At 34.5% G+C, this 20683-nt stretch carries 10 protein-coding genes; 4 read left to right on the plus strand and 6 right to left on the minus strand.

Annotated features, from left to right (window positions below):
- The first annotated feature begins 33 nt into the window (after positions 1-33).
- The 3 genes from PQ462_RS12870 to PQ462_RS12880 all read left to right on the plus strand — a co-directional run bounded on the left by PQ462_RS12870 (position 34) and on the right by PQ462_RS12880 (position 4411).
- Positions 34-1557 (plus strand): RagB/SusD family nutrient uptake outer membrane protein, encoded by a 1524-nt coding sequence (locus tag PQ462_RS12870; protein WP_274250245.1) that lies wholly within the window; start codon positions 34-36, stop codon positions 1555-1557.
- An 8-nt stretch (positions 1558-1565) separates the two neighbouring features.
- On the plus strand, positions 1566-2669 hold the full coding sequence (locus PQ462_RS12875) for a hypothetical protein (RefSeq protein WP_274250246.1): 1104 nt from the start codon (positions 1566-1568) through the stop codon (positions 2667-2669).
- A gap of 350 nt (positions 2670-3019) precedes the next feature.
- Complete coding sequence (locus PQ462_RS12880) at positions 3020-4411, plus strand: endo-1,4-beta-xylanase (RefSeq protein ID WP_274250247.1); 1392 nt, start codon at positions 3020-3022, stop codon at positions 4409-4411.
- Between the two features lie 191 nt (positions 4412-4602).
- Here PQ462_RS12880 and PQ462_RS12885 read toward each other — a convergent pair whose 3' ends face one another.
- Positions 4603-5517: a glycoside hydrolase family 16 protein gene (locus PQ462_RS12885; RefSeq protein ID WP_274250248.1), complete on the minus strand. Its 915-nt coding sequence runs from the start codon at positions 5515-5517 to the stop codon at positions 4603-4605.
- Positions 5518-5744: 227 nt separating this feature from the next.
- Positions 5745-7037, minus strand: coding sequence for a glycosyl hydrolase family 8 (locus PQ462_RS12890; protein WP_274250249.1), 1293 nt, complete (start codon positions 7035-7037; stop codon positions 5745-5747).
- A gap of 781 nt (positions 7038-7818) precedes the next feature.
- Between PQ462_RS12890 and PQ462_RS12895 the strand changes: the two genes are divergently transcribed.
- Positions 7819-9279: an MFS transporter gene (locus tag PQ462_RS12895; protein ID WP_274250250.1), complete on the plus strand. Its 1461-nt coding sequence runs from the start codon at positions 7819-7821 to the stop codon at positions 9277-9279.
- 155 nt (positions 9280-9434) lie between these two features.
- On the opposite strand, the gene PQ462_RS12900 is transcribed toward PQ462_RS12895, so the two are convergent.
- The 4 genes from PQ462_RS12900 to PQ462_RS12915 all read right to left on the minus strand — a co-directional run bounded on the left by PQ462_RS12900 (position 9435) and on the right by PQ462_RS12915 (position 20661).
- The gene (locus PQ462_RS12900; protein ID WP_274250251.1) at positions 9435-10928 is read right to left on the minus strand and encodes a RagB/SusD family nutrient uptake outer membrane protein; all 1494 of its coding nucleotides are present in this window, start codon (positions 10926-10928) and stop codon (positions 9435-9437) included.
- An 11-nt stretch (positions 10929-10939) separates the two neighbouring features.
- Positions 10940-13948, minus strand: coding sequence for a SusC/RagA family TonB-linked outer membrane protein (locus PQ462_RS12905; protein ID WP_274250252.1), 3009 nt, complete (start codon positions 13946-13948; stop codon positions 10940-10942).
- Positions 13949-14501: 553 nt separating this feature from the next.
- Positions 14502-18623: a hybrid sensor histidine kinase/response regulator transcription factor gene (locus PQ462_RS12910; RefSeq protein WP_274250253.1), complete on the minus strand. Its 4122-nt coding sequence runs from the start codon at positions 18621-18623 to the stop codon at positions 14502-14504.
- A 94-nt stretch (positions 18624-18717) separates the two neighbouring features.
- On the minus strand, positions 18718-20661 hold the full coding sequence (locus PQ462_RS12915) for a glycoside hydrolase family 97 protein (protein WP_274250254.1): 1944 nt from the start codon (positions 20659-20661) through the stop codon (positions 18718-18720).
- Positions 20662-20683: the final 22 nt, after the last annotated feature.

Genomic DNA, 20683 nt, shown 5'->3' on the forward strand with positions numbered 1-20683 from the left:
ATGATTCATAATCATTAACATAAAAAAATAGTTATGAAAAAACTTTTTAAACTTTTTATGATGGGAATGCTGATACCATTGCTGTCTTTATTTTCTTGTTCAGATGATTTTTTGGATGCACCCTCTGAAAATCAATTAACACCAGGCGATTTACCTGAAGGCGTTATGGCTTTTGACGGAATTGCCGAGAGTTTGTATTTTAAACCGTGGTTTACCTTTAATGATAAATTCCTGATTGCTGTTGGAGACATGTACGCCGGTAATGCTTTTACTTTTGATGGTGCATATGCTCAGTTTAAAGATGCTCAGGTAACGTCACAAAATCCAATTCTGACAGAAGGATATGTTTCATTGTTTTCGGTTATCGATCAATCTAATAATTTAATGAGTTTAGTTGAGGACAGAAAAAGCGAACTGCCGGAAGCATCCTATAAAAATGCTATCGCTATATCAAGATTCATGAGAGCAAATGCTTATTTCTATCTGGTAAGAACTTTTGGAGCTGTGCCAATCATTAACAAAGCAGGTTCTGCAGCACAGCCAAAAAGAAATCTTGTTTCTGATGTTTATAAATTCATCAAACAAGACTTAGAATATGCCGTTGAAAATTTACCAGAAAGAGCCGCAAAAAAAGGATATGTGACCAAATATGCAGCAATGGGAATTTTGGCAAAAGTACACTTGACATTAAATGAATATGGAGAATGTGCTGCTTTAACCCAAAAAATTATTGGTAACCAATATATTTTAATTCAGGATTACGGAAACTTATTCAGCAGTCCGGAAAATAATAACAGTGCCGAAAGTATGTTTGCCCTGCAATGGAAAGCTATTGCAACAGAATGGGGAACACAAAATACCAATCAGGCATATATCGTTCCGGGAGGTACAGGAATTACAGGCGGTGGTGACGGATGGGGAGTTTACCTTCCTTCTATCTCATTACAAAATGGATTTGAACCAAAAGATACCAGAAAGAAAAGCACAATCATGACAGATGGTGACTTCTATCCTGAATTATTAAAAAATCAAGGCGGATTTACGTATAAAAAAATATACTCTTCTACAGCGGCTAATTTCAGAAAATACATTGTAGGTTCTGCCGCAGAAAGAAACGATGTATTCTTTATGAGAACTTCACAAAACACCATCATTTTAAGATATTCTGATATTCTATTAATGAATTCTGAGGCAATTTTGGCCGGGGCTGGTTCTACAACTTCTGCATCTGCTTTAAGTTCTTTTAATGAAGTAAGAGCAAGAGCAGGACTGCCGGCTAAAACAGTATTAACAAGAGATGAATTGTTTAACGAAAGAAGAGTTGAATTTGCATTGGAAGGACAATATTTCTTTGACCTAAAACGCCGCGGACTGGCTGAAGCAACAGCCATTATTTCACAGCAGGAAGTTGGTTTTTATTCTGATGATGCCAGAACAGAATTGATTTCAAGAAAGATAACTCCGGGAAGCAATTATTTTGAACTGCCGTTACCACAGTCTGCTATTGATACTAATCCATCATTATTAGAACCTCCGGTTCCATTTAACTTTAACTAACTTATACCATGATCAATAAAATAAAATATAGAATTCTGATTCTTTTGGCACTGGCTTCTTTTACAGCCTGCCAAAATGACGATGCGGTTACTGCAAACGTAGAAGCTATGGTTGCTGAACCCGGAGATTTACTTAATCAGGCGTTTCCTCAAAACAAAGTCAGAGTTGAAGGCAATGGTTTGCAGGGATTAAAAAAGATTACGCTGGACAATACTATTAACATCACTTTCAATCCCAACTATAATTCAGATAAATCGTTTATTTTCACTATTCCTTTTGATGAAAAATTAGGAAGCAGATTTGGTGTTCAGCCCATTACATTTACAACCGCATCTGGTTCAGTAACTAAGAATATTGAAATTTTACAACCTGATCCAACAATTACAAAAACAATTCCGGCAGCAGCAACTCCGGGATTTCCATTGGAAATTGAAGGAACATGGTTTTATAATATTTCATCAGTTACCTTAGGCGGAAAAGCGGTAAGTTATACTGTAAAATCATCTTCTTCTATTGTTATTGGTTTACCTGCAAATGCCGTTTCAGGATCAGAACTTGCCATTACTACGCCGGGCGGTACCGCAAAGAAAACAATCGATTTTGCAACAATCGTTTTAGTATCTGATTTTGACGGAAATGGCGCCAGAACAGAATGGACTTCTTACGGCGATATAGAAAGTTTTAATACCGCTACAGCAGGCGGTCCAACAGGAAATTACACCACATTAGTCTGGGGCGGTTCAAATGCAAATGGTTATAACGGAAGCAGTGGCGGCGGCGGAGCCAGTTTCTTAAGTGCTTCTAATACAGATGCAACAAAAGCTTTTATCGATATTGATGTAAGTGCAAATGTTGTTGGAGCTAATTTTGCAATCCAGTTAAATACTATCGACGGCGTAAACTATGGATATAACTTTAAAATCACCGATGTAAACTGGGCTACAAAAACCATTTCAATTGCTGATTTTAAAGATAATTACGGTTTTGGATCTAATACAGCTGCAACGTTAAATCCTTCTAAAATTAACGAAATTAAAGTTGGAGTGGCTCAGGGAGATTCACCTAATCCAAGTGCCATTAAATTTGATAATATTAAAATTCGTTATCAATAATTTATTTTAAATTAAAAAGAGGCTGTGGTCAAAACAGCCTCTTTTATAAAGTAAACTATATAACCCCATTGGTATAATTATGTTAACACATAGAAACATAGCTTTTATTTCTTGAAAAAGACTATAAAAAGAAACATGTTTCTAACACATAGCGCACTATGTTTATTTTCAATAAGTGAAACGCCTTTTTTAGGGCTTTGTAATCTATGTTTCTATGTGTTTATTTTTTTATGATTCTAGAAAAACGAATAAAGTAATTACAACCAATGTGTTATATAATAAAAAAACAGAAACTATAAATCAGAGTATTCATCTTAACAATAGAGAATATTCTATAATAAAAAAACAGTATGAAAAGTAAATTTTTATTAATGCTCATAAGCGTCGTCTTTTTTCTAAATGCGTGCTCAAAGGACGATAACGACGCCGCTGAAATTCTGGAAACACCAGTTGCCAACGCTCCAAAAGATGTAAATGATAACGGTTTTAAAGCAAAATGGAATTATGTTTCCCATTCAAAAAGTTATCTTTTAGATGTTTCAACCAGCGAAGATTTTACCACTATTCTTCCTAATTACAATTCAAAAGAAGTTACTGATTTAAATGAAGTTGTAACTGGATTAACCGGTGGAACACAATATTATTACCGAGTGAGAGCTAAGACAGAAGCCCAAATTTCCGATTATTCAAATGTGATTAGTGTGGTTACTACCGGCTCTAACGGCATTCCTGAAGATCCAACTTTTTTAAAGATTAAAGTAAATAAATTAGCGAACCCGTTTTTTGTAGGTATGGCAATAAAAGCTTCACAACTTACAAACGGAACGCCTTATGATGTTATCCTGAGAAATGAATTCAGCAGTATTTCTGCAGAATACGAAATGAAAATGGATCAAATTTCGACAGCAAGCGGTGTTTACAACTGGACCGTGGCTGATAAAATTGTAGCGTATGGAAATACCAATAACATCAATGTGCACGGTCATGCTTTAGTATGGCATAATGCAGTGCCGCAATGGCTGAAAGATTTCTCTGGTACTGATGCTGAGTTTGCTGCAGAAGTAAAAAAATACATTACAGATGTGGTTACACATTATGCAGGAAAAGTAAAATCATGGGATGTGGTTAACGAAGCTGTTGATGATAACGGCGGTGCTATGAGAAATACAATTTTCTTGCAGCGAATGGGACCAAACTATGTAAAAGACTGTTTTCAATGGGCCAGAAATGCTGCAATAGCGGCTGGTGACACTTCGTTATTGTTATTCTATAATGATTATGCTACGTCAACTAATATTGCAAAACAAGATAAAGTGTTTGCTATTTTAGAGGATTTAAAAACTGCAAAAGTTATTGACGGTGTTGGTTTTCAAATGCACAACACTTATTTGAGCCCAACCAAAGCACAGATAGAAACAGATCTAAACAGAGCGGTGGCAAAAGGTTTAAAAATTCATGTTTCGGAATTGGATATACAAGTAAACCAATTTAATGATATTTCTAATTTTACAAACGAAAGAAGACTGGCTCAAAAAGCAAAATATAAAGAAATGGTAAAAATTTATAATGCGCTTCCGGCAGCAAATAAATACGCCTTAACTATTTGGGGAATGAAAGATAATGAATCATGGATTCCGTACAGCACTGAACTGAATCATCCAGGAAATGACTGGCCTTTATTGTACGATTCTAATTTTGCAGTCAAAAGTTCACATACCGGATTTTTAGAAGGTTTAGATTAAATCTGAAGATTATCTAATAAAATAAAAGCCTGTGAAACATAGATTTCGCAGGCTTTTTTATTTGATCGTGATTTATGAGTTATTTTTCTAACAAATAGCCCCTATGTTTATTTTAAATAAGTGAAACGCCTTTTTTAAGGCTTCGGGATCTATGTCTCTATGTGTTAAAATTGACTCTTAAAATGGCAATATTAAATTGGTCTTTTGTAAACCGTAACATCATCTACCCACATCATTACAGTTGAAAATAAGTTTAGTTTATTCGGATCTATAAAATTCGAATCTTTTGAACCTACATTTACATTAAAAATAATAGCATGTGTGCCAAAATTATTAAAATTCAAATTCGACACACTGCTGTTTGTATACGTGGCAACTGTTACATTATCAACCTTAATGGTTACGGTAACTACGTTGTTTTGCATTTTCCAAAAAGATTCATATAAGTGCCATCCGTTATTTGCGTCTATATTAAAATTAGCAGGATAATTTCTTTCAGCAGAATTTCCTAATGAATTGTTTCCAACAGTAGTGCCGTAAAAAATGTTCGAAGTAAAACGACTTGCATTAGGCGCAAAAGAATAACCTTCCATAATATCGATTTCTCCTTTTGTAGGCCAGCCATTTCCTTGTACAGACCAAAAAGCCGGCCACGCACCATAAGTATCCTTAAAAGACTTATAAGTCCCGCCATCCATCGCTATTAATTTAATATTAGCCGAAAGCATATACTCTGTATTATTTTCCGGTTTGTATTGGTAATTAGAAGTAATAAAACCAGATTGGTACTTGTACGTGCTTAATTTTGTAGTCTTAATTTCCAAACATTGTCTTCCATCGCGCCATTGTGTTGTAGGTACAGAACTGGCATAGTCACAATACCAGGAATTGTAATCGGCACGTTGTTCTTTTGTCCATTGTGACAAATTCGAGCCTACATCAAAGGTATCTTCAAATTGTTTTACCCAGGGAGCTCCGGCTATTTTTTTAGTACTTCCATTTGTACTCATCTCTTCTGATGTTTTTTCTGTTACAGAATTTTCAGCGCAGGAACAAAATCCTAAGACACATGCCATCAATAATGTAATACTGTTTAACTTTCTCATAATTTGTGGTTTAGATGTTAATATTTATTAAATAATAAAAATAACTCTATATAATACAACAGAATACTACATTTGAGGCAGTTAATAGCATAGATGTTGTATTTTACGTTATTATGAAAAAATTGATGCAGAAAAACAGAAATTAGAAGCTGAAAAGTCTGCCTTTTTTCAGTAAAGATTAAGCCAGATTTGTGCGTGTAAAACTTGCTTCACAATAAAAAAAGCAGTTAACCTTTTGGGACTATAATTTGGTAATTTCCGCTCAGATGCATTAAACTAAAAAGGTACATTAATCCATCATAATACGGATCAAAGTAACCGTCTTCATAAGGTTCTAATTTCGCATTCCAAACCGCATGAACAAAATCTATACTTGCTTTATCTTTATTTACTAATGATGCTGTGGCAGCTGTTCCTACTAAACCAATTGAATGTCTCAGCTTTTTAACCGGACCTGCCTGAAGAATAAATTCTGGAGTAGAACCATCCAGGTTAAACTGATCTTCATAAGTTTCTAATCCTTTTGACCTCAGGAAATTTTGGAATCGCTTCGCATAATCTTCCTGCCATTCTTTGTCTTTTCCATACCAGGTATAATCCATTGCGATGTTCATAGGAACGCGCCACGAATCATAACGAAATCCGGGAGGAAGCCACGGAGTTGGATGCGGTTCGCCGCTAAACTCAGTATAATCTGAAGTCAGACCTGTTACAGGATGGCAGGCTTTGTGCAAAAATTTACGTGAGACATCAGCACATTCTTTATAAAACTGTTCGTGACCGTCTTTGGCGTACAATGCCCATATTTCGTAAAAAGCAGGAACATGATAAGAAGGATCTGTCCAGTTGTAACCGCCGCCTTCCGGTACAAAGGAAATCTGTTTGTGTTCCGTATTTATAATATTATAGATATTTCCGGTGCCGTCTTTTTTCCACATGGCATCTAAAATTCTTCTGGCTTCTTTATAGTAATTAATTCCTGTATCATTGCCCCATTTATTAGAAGCAAAAAGCAGACTGGTTATATAATACAATTCGCCGTCTGAAGCAGAACCGGCAGAATTCTGTTTTTTCGTCTGCGGATTGACACTCCATGCAAAGTATCCTTCTCTTGGTCCGTCCTGATGCTGCATATATTTTACCGACCATCGCCAGAGACGATCAAAAACATTCTTTTTATTGAATTGAACGGCAACCATCATTCCGTAGGACATGCCTTCGGTACGGGCATCTTTGTTTTTAACATCAGAAACGTATCCTAAAGAATCTCCTTCTTCAAAATAAACTTTATTGGGTCCTTCAAAAATATCATAATACGCTTTGGTTAATTTCTTATCAATATCATTCTGGCTGTAACCTGCTTCCTTAAAAAGATTACGGTATTGAGGCTTTTTGAGTTCTCTATCTGTTTTCTTTTTATTCTGGCTAATAACTAATCCCGGAACAATCAAAGCAAAAATCAATAGCAGAAGACGTATTTTACTCAGGTATCCATTTGTAATATTATGATGTACTGTCATATTTTTTGGTTTTTGATTTTCTTTTATCCTAAAAAAAGCCGAAAGCGCTTAAACTTTCGACTTTTTGAAAAACTAACTAACATAACTCAACTCTATAATAAAGCTATTGTATTGCGTTCAGGTTCTCAGCTTTATTTATAAGTGTATTTATAACAAATATAATCAAAAACAATGAATACGCAACCGATTGTAATTTAATTTTATGCTAATTATTCAAAAAATATCTAATTTAAAAAACATATATTCATTATTAAAGAACAAAAAACAAATAATACGCAACAACATGAATAATTTGCAATTTAAAAATAATGATTAAAATGAGTTTTATTGTTTTTATTAAAGAACTCGCAAAAAATATAAATGATCAAAAAACACATATTAACAACTATTTATCAACATAATACAATTTAAAAGTCCATATCAAAATAAATAAAAACCAAATAAAAACAACTGGTTGTGTAATTATATTTAAATTTTTGAATATTGAAAAAAGAATTTTCATTTTATTCAAATAAAAGTTTGAGTTTTAAAAATTATATTTTTCAATTTCTCAAACAAAAACAAGCATTTATATTCGATAGTTTTACTGAAACAAACTCATGCTTCAAAAATGTTATTATAGGCTTCAAAAATGATACACTTATTTCAACTTTCAGGCTATTTTTACAATAGCGTTCTCTATATAAGGAATGAGATAAAGTGTTTATTCATTTGATAAAAAACACTTTAAAGCAATTAAAATGGTAAAATAAAAGCCAATAAAAAAGCACTTGATATATTTATGAATACTACATTGAAGAAACTTTCTGTACTGGAAAAAATAGGTTACGGTTTAGGTGATTTTGCAGCGAATTTGATTTTCCAGACTCTGCTTACATTTTTGGCTTTCTTTTACACAGATGTATATAAAATTCCTGCCGGGACAGCTAGTGTAATTATTTTTACGGGCGGTTTTATTGGTGCTTTTTTTAATATCATTATGGGAGTTATCGCAGATCGTACTCAAACGCGCTGGGGGAAATTCAGACCCTGGATTTTATGGACTTCTTTACCTTTTGGAATTGCTGCTGTTCTTTCTTTTTTAAGTCCGGATTTTGGAATATCTGGAAAGATAACCTATGCCCTGCTGACTTATTTCTTCCTTGTATTAATTTACTCTGCAAACAATTTACCTTATGTAGCTTTAAGCGGTGTTTTGACAGGCGACATGAAAGAACGAAACAGTCTTTCCTCCTATCGTTTTGTTGCTGTAATGATCGCCCAATTTATAGTTCAGTCACTTTTACTGCCTTTTGTTTTAATTTTAGGAAATGGCGATAAAGCTGTTGGTTTTAAAAATGCCATGATACTATTTGCTGTTATTGGAGTGATTTGTTTTCTGGTTACTTTTTTTACTACCAAAGAAAGAATCATTCCGGCAAAAAATCAGGAATCTACCGTTAAGCAGGATTTTATAGATTTATCTAAAAACGGTCCGTGGCTGGTTATGTTATTGGTTACTATTCTGGTATTTATCACTTTATCTTTAAAAGGCGGTATGTATGTTTTCTACTTTAAATATTATTTAGATCCGGATGCCCAAATTATTTTTTTACATGATATTGGCTTTACAGCATTTATCGAACATTTGAATCATTCTTTAACGGCAATGGGTTTTATAGATTTTCACTGGCCGAAGGATGCACCGACATCTGCATTCAGCCTTTTTAATGCCGGAGGAATTATTTTTATGATTTTCGGAATTATGTTTTCAAAACCTCTTGCTGATGCTTTTGGCAAAAGAAACGTTTATATTACTTTCATTTTTTTATCTGCGTTAAGTCTGCTGGCATTTAATTTCTACAGCAGATCAGCTGTTGCTATGGTATTTTTGACTCAATTACTTCATGGATTTATTTATGGAGTGACTATCCCGCTTTTATGGGCAATGATTGCTGATGTAGCTGATTACAGTGAATGGAAAAACAACCGAAGAGCGACCGCTGTCATTTTTTCGGCCATGATATTTGGATTAAAAATTGGCATTAGTATTGGCAGTGCGTTAGGCGCGGCTTTTCTTTCTAAATATGGTTATGTAGCCGAAGAAGTTAATCAGGTCCCTGCAGCGGTAGAAGGAATTAAACTTTCAATAAGTATTTATCCGGGCTTTATATTTATTATTAGCGCTGTTCTATTATGCTTTTATGTAATAGATAAAAAAATGGAAATTCAAATTGAAACTGATTTGAAAGAAAGACGATAATCATGAGGAAATTTAGATTTTAGATTGCAGATTGTAGATTGCAGACTTTCGACTTTTAACTTTCCCCATCCTTACTAAAAAAATAAACAGCGCATTAAAATGCGCTGTTTACCTAAATACTAACTTACTTAACTCAATCTAACATAATTTAATCATTAATAACCAGGATTGTTATCGCTTGGTTTTATATTTGGATTAGAAGATGTTTCTCTGTTTGGAATTGGCCATAATTCATTTTTACCAGCCTGAAAACCTGTTCCTGCTAATTCTGTACTCGCAATGCCCCATCTGATAATATCATCAAAACGGCTTTGCTCTCCTGCAAATTCTACTTTACGTTCATGCACAATTGCTGCAAAAACAGCCTCTTTTGTTGGAGCAATGGCAGTTGTTAAACCTGCACGATCTCTTACTTGTGTGATATAGGCAATGGCGGCAGTTTGTGAACCTCCGTCTCTTTGGTTTTCACATTCTGCTTTCATAAGCAGTACATCTGAATAACGCATAACTTTGAAGTTGATACTCGATTGTGTGGCTTCATCCTCTTTTTTATAATAATTCTGGTATTTTTTCCAGCCTGCTCTTCTAAGTCCTGCAGATGTATTAAAATTTTGCGCTGTCATAGTTAGGGTTCCTTTTAAATATTTTGAACCCGGAACATAAAAAGTATCATCAAAACGTAAATCCCCAGCCTCATAAGAATCCAGCAGCGCATCTGGCGGATACACATTAAACCAGCTCAAATTACCGTATTCCTGTCCTCTAAGAGTTGACTCGGCAAAACCGGTTCCGCCGCTATTTCCTGCATCATCCCATTTGTTGCCAGTTCCGTTGTTTTCATTAAATTCAATTTCAAAAACAGATTCTTTTCCATGTTCTGTTTCTTCCATGAAGTTGTTGTAAAAACTGCCTTTATCTTCAAGGCTGAATCCTGTAACATTGTTTAAAGCGGCTAAAGCCAGATCGTATTTTTTTTCATAAAGTAATACTTTACCCAGATAAGCATAAGCGGCTTCTTTTGTGGCTCTTCCTGCTTGTTCACCGCTCTTAGAAAGAAGGTTTTGAGAAGCAAATTCAAAATCTGCTCTAATCAAATTATAAACTTCTGCTTTAGGGCTTCTTGCCGCGCCTACAATAGTTCCGGTTTTATAAATTGGTAAATCCCCAAAACGATTTACTAAAAGGAAATAATAATAAGCTCTTAAAAAATGTGCTTCTCCTAAAAATTTATTTTTTCTCTCTTGTGATAAAACTGAATCTGGCAGAGCATTAATCTTATCTGCATTATCCAGTACAAAATTAGCTCTGGAAATTCCCAAAAAGCAAGATTCCCAATAGTACTGAATAATATCATTTCCGGCATTAAAAGAAAAATCCTGAAAAGGTTTTTTATTACCTTCTAACTGCGGATTTCCTGCTGCATCCTGCCCCATAAGATCCATTGCAAAAGCAAGGTTTCGGGCATAAAGTCCTCTAGTCTGCAAATTTGCATACGCAGCATTTACAGAAGATTCTACCTGCGCTGCAGTTTTAAAGAAAGTGTCGGGCGAAAGCGTATTTGGATTTTTTAATTCTAATTCCGCAGTGTCGCATGACTGCATTGCAAAAACTCCCAACAATGCTGCAACTATATATTTTATTTTTTTCATCATCTTATAAATTAAAATTTAACATCAAGTCCAAAAATTACTGATTTAGGCTGTGGATATCTTCCTAAGTCGATACCTGCAGAATTTGCGTTTCCATCTGCACGTGCAATTTCAGGATCTAACCCTGTATACTTCGTAATAGTAATAAGGTTTTGACCGCTTACATAGAATCTTATATTTGAAAAATGATTATCAAATGTTTCTCCTGATAAGGTATATCCTAATGTGATATTTTTTAATCTCGTATAAGAACCATCTTCAATATAGCGCTGGTTTGCTGAAGACCAGTTAATATCTGCTCCCTGCGCTCTAGGCAGAGTTGCCGATGGATTTGTAACGACTCCATTCGCAACTATTGCTCTGTCTAAAACATCAGTACTGGCATTAAACAAACGATTCATTCCTTTTAAGTCAAAAGTGTTGGCATTGTAAATATCATTCCCCTGAACTCCTGTAATGAAACAGTTAAAATCAAACTTTTTATAAGCTGCTGTAATATTTAAACCATATGTAAAATCAGGATATGGATTTCCAATATTGGTTTTGTCGTTTGAATTGATAACTTTATTACCGTCACGATCCACAATTTTAATATCACCCGGCTGTATATTTGTCTGCCCCGGTCCAAAAACAGCATCTACTTCTGCCTGGTTTTGATAAATTCCATTTGTCTGGTAACCATAAAAGTAAAACAACGGCTGGCCTACTTCAAGTCTTGAAAAATTCTCTAGACCTGCTCTTGCAGTTGGACCTCCCAATACACTTGTAACTCCCGGTGCTAAACTTGTTACTTCATTTTTACTTGTTCCTAAATTCGCAGTAGCAGACCATGTAAAATCTCCTTTTCTGTCATTGTAACTTAAACTGATTTCATATCCGGATACTTTTACATCGGCAATATTTTGAATTTGAGTTCCGCCTCCGGCAGATCCAACAGAAGCTGCTAAAGGAACTGCAAAAAGGATGTCACTGCTTTTATTATTAAAATATTCAAAAGATCCTGTAAATTGATCGTCAAACAAACCAAAATCTACACCTATGTTTCTATCCTTTTTAGACTCCCATTTCAAATCAGGATTTGAAGCAACTCCAAGAGATACTCCCGGTGCATTTCCGCCTGCAATTGGGTAATTATAATCAGCAAGCAATGTAGCTGCGTATTGGTAATTGTCTATTCTGTCATTTCCGGTTGTTCCTGTACTTGCTCTAAGTTTTAAAGTGCTGAAAATAGAATTTTCCATAAAACTTTCTTTGGCTATATTCCATCCTGCCGCTATTGAATAGAAATTTCCCCAGCGGTTATTAGCTCCAAAACGAGAAGAAGCATCACGGCGTCCGGAAACAGCCAGCAGGTATTTATCATCATAATCATAATTGATACGGGCAATATATCCAATGTTCTTTTCTACGTAATTTGCAGAACTTAAATTTCCTTCATTATATCGCAGCTGATCAATTTCGTCTGAAATATTGTAACGGCTTCCTGCTACCAGATTTTGTGACTTTCCGTCAATTTTAGTTATAACACCTAAGAGTTCTAAATTGTGTTTTGCAGCAAAAGTAGTCTTGTATGTTAAACTGTTATCGTAAACAATAGTCTGTCCTTGCGAGTTGGTTTCATTTGTTGTAGAAAACGCCTGTCTGTGGTAAGAACCATCAGCGTAGCTGGGTACGAATGTATGATCTTTACCTGTATAGTAATCCAATGAAACTTGTGATTTAAATTTTAAACCTTTTAAAATCTCTAATTCAGCGTAGATATTTCCTATTATTGAGAGATTGTTTATTTTTTGATAGCCTAAATTTGCTACACGAACAGGATTTTCTGCATCATTGCCGTCAATAGCACTTGGTCCCTGATAACCTCCTAAACTAGCATCGTTGTAAACCGGTAAATAAGGCGCCATTTTTATTGCATGTTCAAGTAATGTTCTTCCTCCTGAGCTGCGTTCCGGATTGATTGTACTGAAAGATATTCCGATATTACTTCCTACTTTAAGTCTGCCGATATCCTGTGTATTGTTGGCTCTAAAAGAATAACGTTCAAAACCTGTATTAATAACGGCTCCTTCCTGCTTTAAATATTCGGCAGAATAACGGGCTGTAGAAGTTTCGGTACCATTTGAAAAACTTAAATTATAATCCTGCATTAAACCGCTTTGAAAAATCTGGTCCTGCCAGTTGGTATTAATGTTTCCAAATTCAGCTGCTCTTGCTGTTAAATCACTTCCCAGATCTTTAGCATACTGCAGGTATTGCTGTGTATTTAATACATCATATCTTTTGGTAATAGTTTGAAAACCGGCATAAGTGCTAAAAGTGAGCTGACCTGGTCCTTTTTTTCCTTTTTTTGTGGTTACCATAATTACTCCATTAAAAGCTTTTGAACCGTATAAAGCCGTTGTTGAAGCATCTTTTAAAACAGACATCGATTCGATATCATTAGGACTCAGTCCCGAAAGGTTTCCTGTCAAAACTCCGTCAATAACGTATAAAGGAGCGCTATTTCCCATAGTAGCCAAACCACGAATGGTAACGGTAGGATTAGAACCCGGTGCGCCATTTACAACAGTAACACCGGCAGCTCTTCCCTGTAAAGCCGATTCTGCATTTGTAATGGGCACTGCAGCAATATCTTTTGAGCCTACTGTAGAGATTGCTCCGGTTACTTTAGCTTTTTTTTGCGTTCCGTATCCTACTATAACTTCATTTAAATTTTGTGTGGATAATGCCAGTGTGACATCAATATTGCTTCTTGTTCCTACTGTAATTGTTTGAGAAATCAAACCTACAAACGAAAAGGTAATTTTATCAGTAGGGTTAACATCTTTTAAAGTATACTTTCCGTCAAAATCTGTAGAGGTGCTGTTTTTTGAACCTTCTACATTAACACCGGCACCCGGGAGAGGAAACCCCGAAGGATCTGTAATCACCCCATGTATAGTCTTAGACTGTGCCATTATAGTATGACTGCTGATTATTAGCAATGTAATTATTGCAAATTTTAATTTTAACATCATTTCAATTGGTTTTTTGATTAGTTTAAATAGTTATTCGGTTGTAAAGTTTTTTTATTTATTGCAGGCTTACTTATAAAATTGAAAAGCTGTTGCTCCTCTTCTAATTTTTATTCAAATAAGGATTCAATAAATAAGTTAGTGTTCATTTCATACTGTAATTTTTAAAATTGTTAATACTTGTTTTATGGGTTGTTTTAGTTTTCTTACAATCCAAAAATATAAGCTTAACCTAAATTTTGCCTATTAAAAATGATGCAAAAACTATCAATTTTGTAGCATGAAAACTACAGAAACCGCCTAATTAACGGATATTAAGCCATTTACTAAAAAAAAACAGAAATAGGATTTTAATAATAATGTGTTTCTTTTTTTATGCATGAAATAAAAAAAGATGCTGATTGCAATTATTCGATAATTACTTCAAAAGAAATCTGACGTTAATCATTCTGATTTTCAACAATTAAAACCTTCATATACCAAAAAGAAATCTGTTATTGGAGCGAAAAAAAGACGGTATAAAACCGTCTTTAGGAATAATTAAAAAAGAAACTGACTATTTATTATGAGTAGGCAGTTGTCCGTATTTTTCTTTATAACATTTTGTAAAATATGAAGGAGAACTAAAACCAACTTTAATACTAATCTCGGTTATATTATCATTGCCCAGTTCTATTAATTCTCTTGCTTTTTCTAAGCGTACATTGCGTATAAACTCATTTACTGAAACTCCTGTAAGTGTTTTAATTTTTCGGTACAACTGGCTTCGGCTTAAAAATACCTTCGATGCCAGAACCTCAACGCTGAGTTCATATTCGTTAATATTTTCATTGATATAATGCAGCACCGTTTTTATAAATTCATTATCCAGCGTAGTCGTTTTTTCTTTTGCCTTTGGCGTAATGCCGTTGTAGAATTTATTAAACATAATCTGCCTGCTTTTTAGCAGCTGTACCAGACTGGATCTTAAAATATCCATGTCAAATGGCTTACTCAGATACATATCTGCACCAGAATCTATTCCTTCGAGTTTATCTTTTATTAATGCTTTTGCCGAAAGCATCATTAACGGAATATGGCTTGTTTTTAAATCTGCTTTAATGCTTTTACACAACTCTAAACCATTCATAACCGGCATAATTACATCGGTCAAAATCAAATCGGGCAGTTTTTGTAAAGCAGTTTCTAAACCAATCTGACCATTTTCGGCAGTCAGTACTTTATATTCTTTTTTAAGTTCGTTTTTTAGATAATTTCTAAGTTCTGTGTTATCTTCAACAATCAAAATAGTATACACCCGGTCTTGTTTTTCCTGATCTTCCGGTAATTGAATTTCTTCTTTTTCAACTATGGGCGTGAAACTTATTTTTTTCTCCTTTTTTAATTCTTCATGCAGTATTTCATTTTCACTAAAAAAGTCTTTTCCTGTGGGAAATATTAATTTAAAAGTGGTGCCTGCTCCTAATACACTTTCGACTTCAATAATTCCTTTGTGGAGTTCAACAAAACCGCGAACTACTTCCAGACCTATTCCTGTACTTCCGTAATAGGCTTTATTCAAATTATTTACCTGATAAAAACGATCAAAAATTCGTTTAATATCTTTTTTGTCCAATCCTGCGCCGGTATCTTCAACAATAACCGAAAAAGAAGGATTTGTGTAGGCAGGAGTCAATGACGGAAAATAAACCAATTCCTGATTCATTACTAATTTTACCGTTATTCTTCCATTATCGGGAGTAACCTTAAAAGCATTTGATATTACATTAAAAATAATTTTCTCGAACATTTTAGGATCGATCCAGTCTTTTAATGTTTTCTTGTCCGATTCAAATTTAAGGTCAATACCACGGCTCAGGGCTTCTTCATCAAAATAACTTACAATGTCTTTTGTAAAACCCACTACTTCTAACTGCTGTACTTTGAGCGGCATTTTATTAAACTGCAGCTGATTAAAATCCATCAGCTCGTTGATTAATCTTGAAAGTCTGTCTGAACTTTTTTGAATAGTCTGCAGCTTATTCAAAACAGCGTTTGAAAGTTCTGTGCTGTTATTTTTAATTAAATCGGCTAAGGGATTTAAAATTAAAGTAAGCGGTGTTCTAAACTCGTGTGAAATATTGGTAAAGAACTGTAACTTTTTATCATTTAATTTTTCAATTTGAGCTGCTTTTTTCTTTTCAAATTGTATTAATTGTTTTTGTTTAAACCTGTTTTGATAATATTGATTGCCAAAATGAATTGCTGCTAATACTAATAAAGAATAGAATAAATAGGCAAATGATGTTTTCCACCAGGGCGGCAGGATTTCAATTTTTAATTCTAAAGGTTTTTGGCTCCAGACTCCGTTTTTTTCTGAAGCTTTAACTTTAAAAATATATTTTCCGGGTGCAAGATTTGTGTAGGTTGCTGAGCGTTTACTGCCTACATAGTTCCAGGAATCTTCAAAACCTTCTAAGTAATAAGCAAACTCTGTTCTGGCGGGAAAAGAATAATTTATACCAATAAAATCGATCGTAAAAACAGATTGATCATGTTTAAGGATTATCTTTTTTGTTTCTGATATCACTTTTATAAGCGGTGAGTTTTTTTCCAGCGGTTTTACAGATTTATTAAAAAGCTTCAGGTCTGTGAAATAAATTGGAAGCTGTTTTCGGCTTTTTTTCAAATTTGAAGGATCAAAATAATTTAAGCCTTCATAACCTCCAAAATAAAGAATTCCGTTTTCATCTTTTAATACCGAATTGTTGTTAAAATCATTCCCCAGTAAACCATCATAGGTAGAATAATTTACTGTTGTTTTGCTCTTTAAGTCCAGCCTGCTGATTCCCTTTTTGCCGCTTAACCATATCGCACCATCGTTAGATTCTACAATAGAAGCTATTGATTTTTCCTGAAGGCCGTTAAAATCTATATACCATTTTAGATCCTCCCTTTTTTTATTGTAGGTAAACAATCCCGCACCATCGGTTCCAATCCAGATTTCTTTATTTTTAGTTTGATACAGAGTATTGATAGTATGGGTGCTTTTACGATTTTTAAGCTTTGCAGACATTTTATCTCTTAGGGACATTACTGAAAAAGTTATAAAATTGGTAGTGCTCACTTTATATAAGCCGGTTGTAGACCCAACCCAGACTTCATCATCAGAATCGACCATGACTTTCCGAATGTCTGCATTTGCTAATCCAATTGCATAAAAAGATTTCTGATTGCAATGATGAAAACTACCGTCAGCTGGTGTATAATAATGAAGTCCTTTTGAAAAAGTTCCAATCCATATTACACCTCTGGAATCTTCGGCAATACTCATTATATTATCAGAGGTTAGATCTGGAGTATTTTTTGTGTTGTAATTAATAAAAGTACTGCTTCCTTTTTTTAGAAAAAAGATTCCTTCGTTCCAGCTGGCAAGCCAAATATTTTGTTTTTGATCAATAAAAACTTTTGTGATATTGTCATTTGTTAATCCCGAATAAAAACGGGTGTCTGATTTTGTAATATGTTTAAAGTTTTTGGTTTCGGGGTTGTAAATATCTACGCCTCCCCCTTCCATAGAAATCCATAACTGGCCCAGATGATCTTTGGCAATACCGGTAACACAATTGGTTTGAAGCGACTGCGGGTTTCCGGGAAGACTTTCTATTCCGTTTACCTTACTGTTTATCCGGTCAAAAACTCCCAACCCTTTATTATAATACCCCAGCCAGATTCTTTTTTCTTTGTCTACAAGTAAAGACCATACAGAATTAGATCCCAGACTGCGATTATTGTATTTGCTGTTTACATATTTTTTTTGAACAGCACCCTGTTCATCTACAATAATTAAACCGTCATTTTCGGTAGCACAAAGAATGGTGTGATCATCTGCTTCGCGAATGCACATGATTCTTTTTTTTGTAATTGGAAAAGAGACAGCTTGTTTTACCGCAGCATATAAATTGGCTTTTACCAGTCCTTTGTATCCGTTGCCAATCCATAGGTTTTGACTGCTGTCAAAAAACATAGATACAATTGATCCTGAGATTAAATCATTGTCTTTAGGAAGGATTACTTTTTTGACCTCATTTTTTACAGGATCTACTACTTTTAGTCCAGAATTAGTACCTAAATAAATAGTGCCTTTTTTATCTTTTACTAAAGAATTGATTAAATAATTTGAAACATTTGGAGTATCAAGTTTAAACCTTGTAATTTCATGTGTTTTCGTATCTAACCTAAGCAGACCATTACTAAATGTTCCTAAAAAAATGTTGCCATTATTATCTTCTATGATACTTTTTACAGAAACTACAGTTTCTTTGTCTTCTTTTTTTCGAAGATCAATGTTTTCAAAAGTATCTAAATTGCGATTGTATATGCATAAACCTTCATCAGTACCCACCCACAAATGATTCTGCCTGTCTACATAAACCGTATAAATTAAATTGCTGTTGATAGAATTATTTCGCTTGGAGTCTTGTTCATAACCAATATAATTGATTCCGTCATATTTATACAATCCTGCACCGTTTGTTCCCATCCACATAATGCCAAACTGATCCTTCGCAATGGTATATATACCGCTTTTTGAAGTCGTATTATCTACCAGACGAAATCGATAGTTTTCAAATGTATTTTGAGAAAACAAACTATTGATAATAAAAAACAAAGCAGCAAAACATTTCTTTGAAAACATTTTAAAATGATTTTTAAATTAAAATCTATATATGGCTGATTTTATAAAAACACAATATTCGGTTGATTATATCAGAAGATGTTCTTTCTATAATTTAGTTCACTATTAGTATTCCACCGTTGGCTGGAATTTTTATTTCTATTTCCTTGTTCTTTTTAAGATGTACTGTTTTTACTTTTCCGTTTAGTTTTTCATCATCAAAATAACAGGTTAATGATGCATCAGAAACCATCATTGGAAGTTTTAATTTCACGCTTAAGGTTTCCTTTTGAGCATTAACTCCTGCGATGTACCACTTTGTTCCTTTTGTGCGGGCCAGAATAACATATTTACCCGGATATCCATCTAAAAAACGAACTTCGTCCCAAGTCGTGGGAACTTCTTTCATGAACTTTACTGCCCAATCCGGAGCATCAGTTAAATTATTTGGTGCCAGTGCAAAATGCTGTACACCGCTTTGAAAAAGTACGGCCGTCGCCAAGGCAAACACATCTGAAGTAATTCGTTTTGAACCTTTATTGGGAGTATTGTCACTATTGTAAAATTTGTTTAGAGCGCTTCCGCCAAAATCCATACTTCCTACTGTATTTCTAATAAATGGATGTATCGACGCGTTCATCGCTTCTTTGTCACAGCTTGCTTGTCCAAAATGCAGATTTTCACTCGCTAACACCGCTTCACTTGAAGCATAATTAGGATACATACGCTCCCAGCCTCTTGGTAATGTACAGCCGTGAAAAATAACCATTATTCCAAAATCGTTAGCATCATTCAAAATATCTTCATACAGTTTCATGGTCACTTGTTTGTCTCCGCCAAAAAAATCTACTTTGATACCTTTTATACCAATTTCTTTTAACCACGCCATTTCCTTACGGCGAATGATACTGTTATCCATCATTCCTCTTGGTCCTTGAGGCGCATCGTTCCAATATCCATTTGAATTGTACCATAAATACAAGCCTACACCTTTTTCGACTCCATATTGTGCCAGTTCGGCGATTTTATCTTTTCCTATCTGAGTGTCCCAAAGTGCATCAACTAAAATGGTCTCATATCCCATGCTGGCACTGAAATCTATATATTGTTTCTGCACCGGAAACGTAGTATTGTTATCCATTTTTATAATCCAGCTCCACGAACCTTTGGTATATTTATATTCTTTTGAAGCTTCATATTTTGGTTTCACTAAATCAAAAGGAATTGTAGTTTCTACAATAGGATTCAGAGTTTCGCCCACAGTAATAGTTCTCCACGGCGTTTCGCCAATAAGCGGTATACCGGGAGCTGTTGTTCCGCTTCCGTTATTTTCTCCTGCCATTGGAAAACCAATACTGTACAATCCTTTTTCGTGCCCTATTAATCTGCTGGCGCAATAACCGCTGTCTACACCAGTTTCAGATAGTAAAACCCATCCGTTATTATTCACTTTAAAAAGACAAGGAAATGTATATCCTTCACCAATACCGTTTTTTCCTATAGGTTCGTCTAATGTATATGAGGTTTCATAGCTGGGCATAGTTCTGGCAAATCCGGTCATGGGTTTACTCTGCGGACAAAGAAATGTTGTTGTGCCTTCCGGCAGAAGAAAACCTGAAGCTTCTCCCTCTACCACGCAGGAACGGCTTTCCTTTTGCGGATATACTTTATATTTAAAAGCCGCATTGTTATTGCTCACTCTAAAAATAATGTCAATCGCTGCTTTATTTTCTTTAGTAAAAGATAAAACAGCTTCATTGGCTTCATAATGAACATTGCTGTTTTTTATATTAGGAAGCTGGTAGTTTTCGTTAATTTTATTTTGAACCGGATTTGTTTTTAATGCTAATCCGCTTGTAAAATCTTCAATATTGGTTTTAAGACCAAGCGGCGACTTTTCTAAAAACGTTTTTTCATTATAAGAAATACTATAAAAAGGCTGGCCGTTAGAAACAAAAAGAGAAACTTTAAGTTTTCCGTCGGGGCTTTTTATAACTGATTGTGCATTTAGGCTTAAAAAACTAAACAGACATAAACATAAAACATATTTAAAACTCATAATTCGCTGTAGATTAATTACT

The sequence above is a fragment of the Flavobacterium sp. KACC 22758 genome (assembly GCF_028736135.1).
Classification (GTDB): Bacteria; Bacteroidota; Bacteroidia; order Flavobacteriales; family Flavobacteriaceae; genus Flavobacterium; species Flavobacterium johnsoniae.

Bases quoted from the DNA above. Each gene is read 5' to 3' on its own strand.
- PQ462_RS12870 (WP_274250245.1), top strand. From the start codon at position 34: ATGAAAAAACTTTTTAAACTTTTTATGATGGGAATGCTGATACCATTG.
- PQ462_RS12875 (WP_274250246.1), top strand. From the start codon at position 1,566: ATGATCAATAAAATAAAATATAGAATTCTGATTCTTTTGGCACTGGCT.
- PQ462_RS12880 (WP_274250247.1), top strand. From the start codon at position 3,020: ATGAAAAGTAAATTTTTATTAATGCTCATAAGCGTCGTCTTTTTTCTA.
- PQ462_RS12885 (WP_274250248.1), bottom strand. From the start codon at position 5,517: ATGAGAAAGTTAAACAGTATTACATTATTGATGGCATGTGTCTTAGGA.
- PQ462_RS12890 (WP_274250249.1), bottom strand. From the start codon at position 7,037: ATGACAGTACATCATAATATTACAAATGGATACCTGAGTAAAATACGT.
- PQ462_RS12895 (WP_274250250.1), top strand. From the start codon at position 7,819: ATGAATACTACATTGAAGAAACTTTCTGTACTGGAAAAAATAGGTTAC.
- PQ462_RS12900 (WP_274250251.1), bottom strand. From the start codon at position 10,928: ATGAAAAAAATAAAATATATAGTTGCAGCATTGTTGGGAGTTTTTGCA.
- PQ462_RS12905 (WP_274250252.1), bottom strand. From the start codon at position 13,948: ATGATGTTAAAATTAAAATTTGCAATAATTACATTGCTAATAATCAGC.
- PQ462_RS12910 (WP_274250253.1), bottom strand. From the start codon at position 18,623: ATGTTTTCAAAGAAATGTTTTGCTGCTTTGTTTTTTATTATCAATAGT.
- PQ462_RS12915 (WP_274250254.1), bottom strand. From the start codon at position 20,661: ATGAGTTTTAAATATGTTTTATGTTTATGTCTGTTTAGTTTTTTAAGC.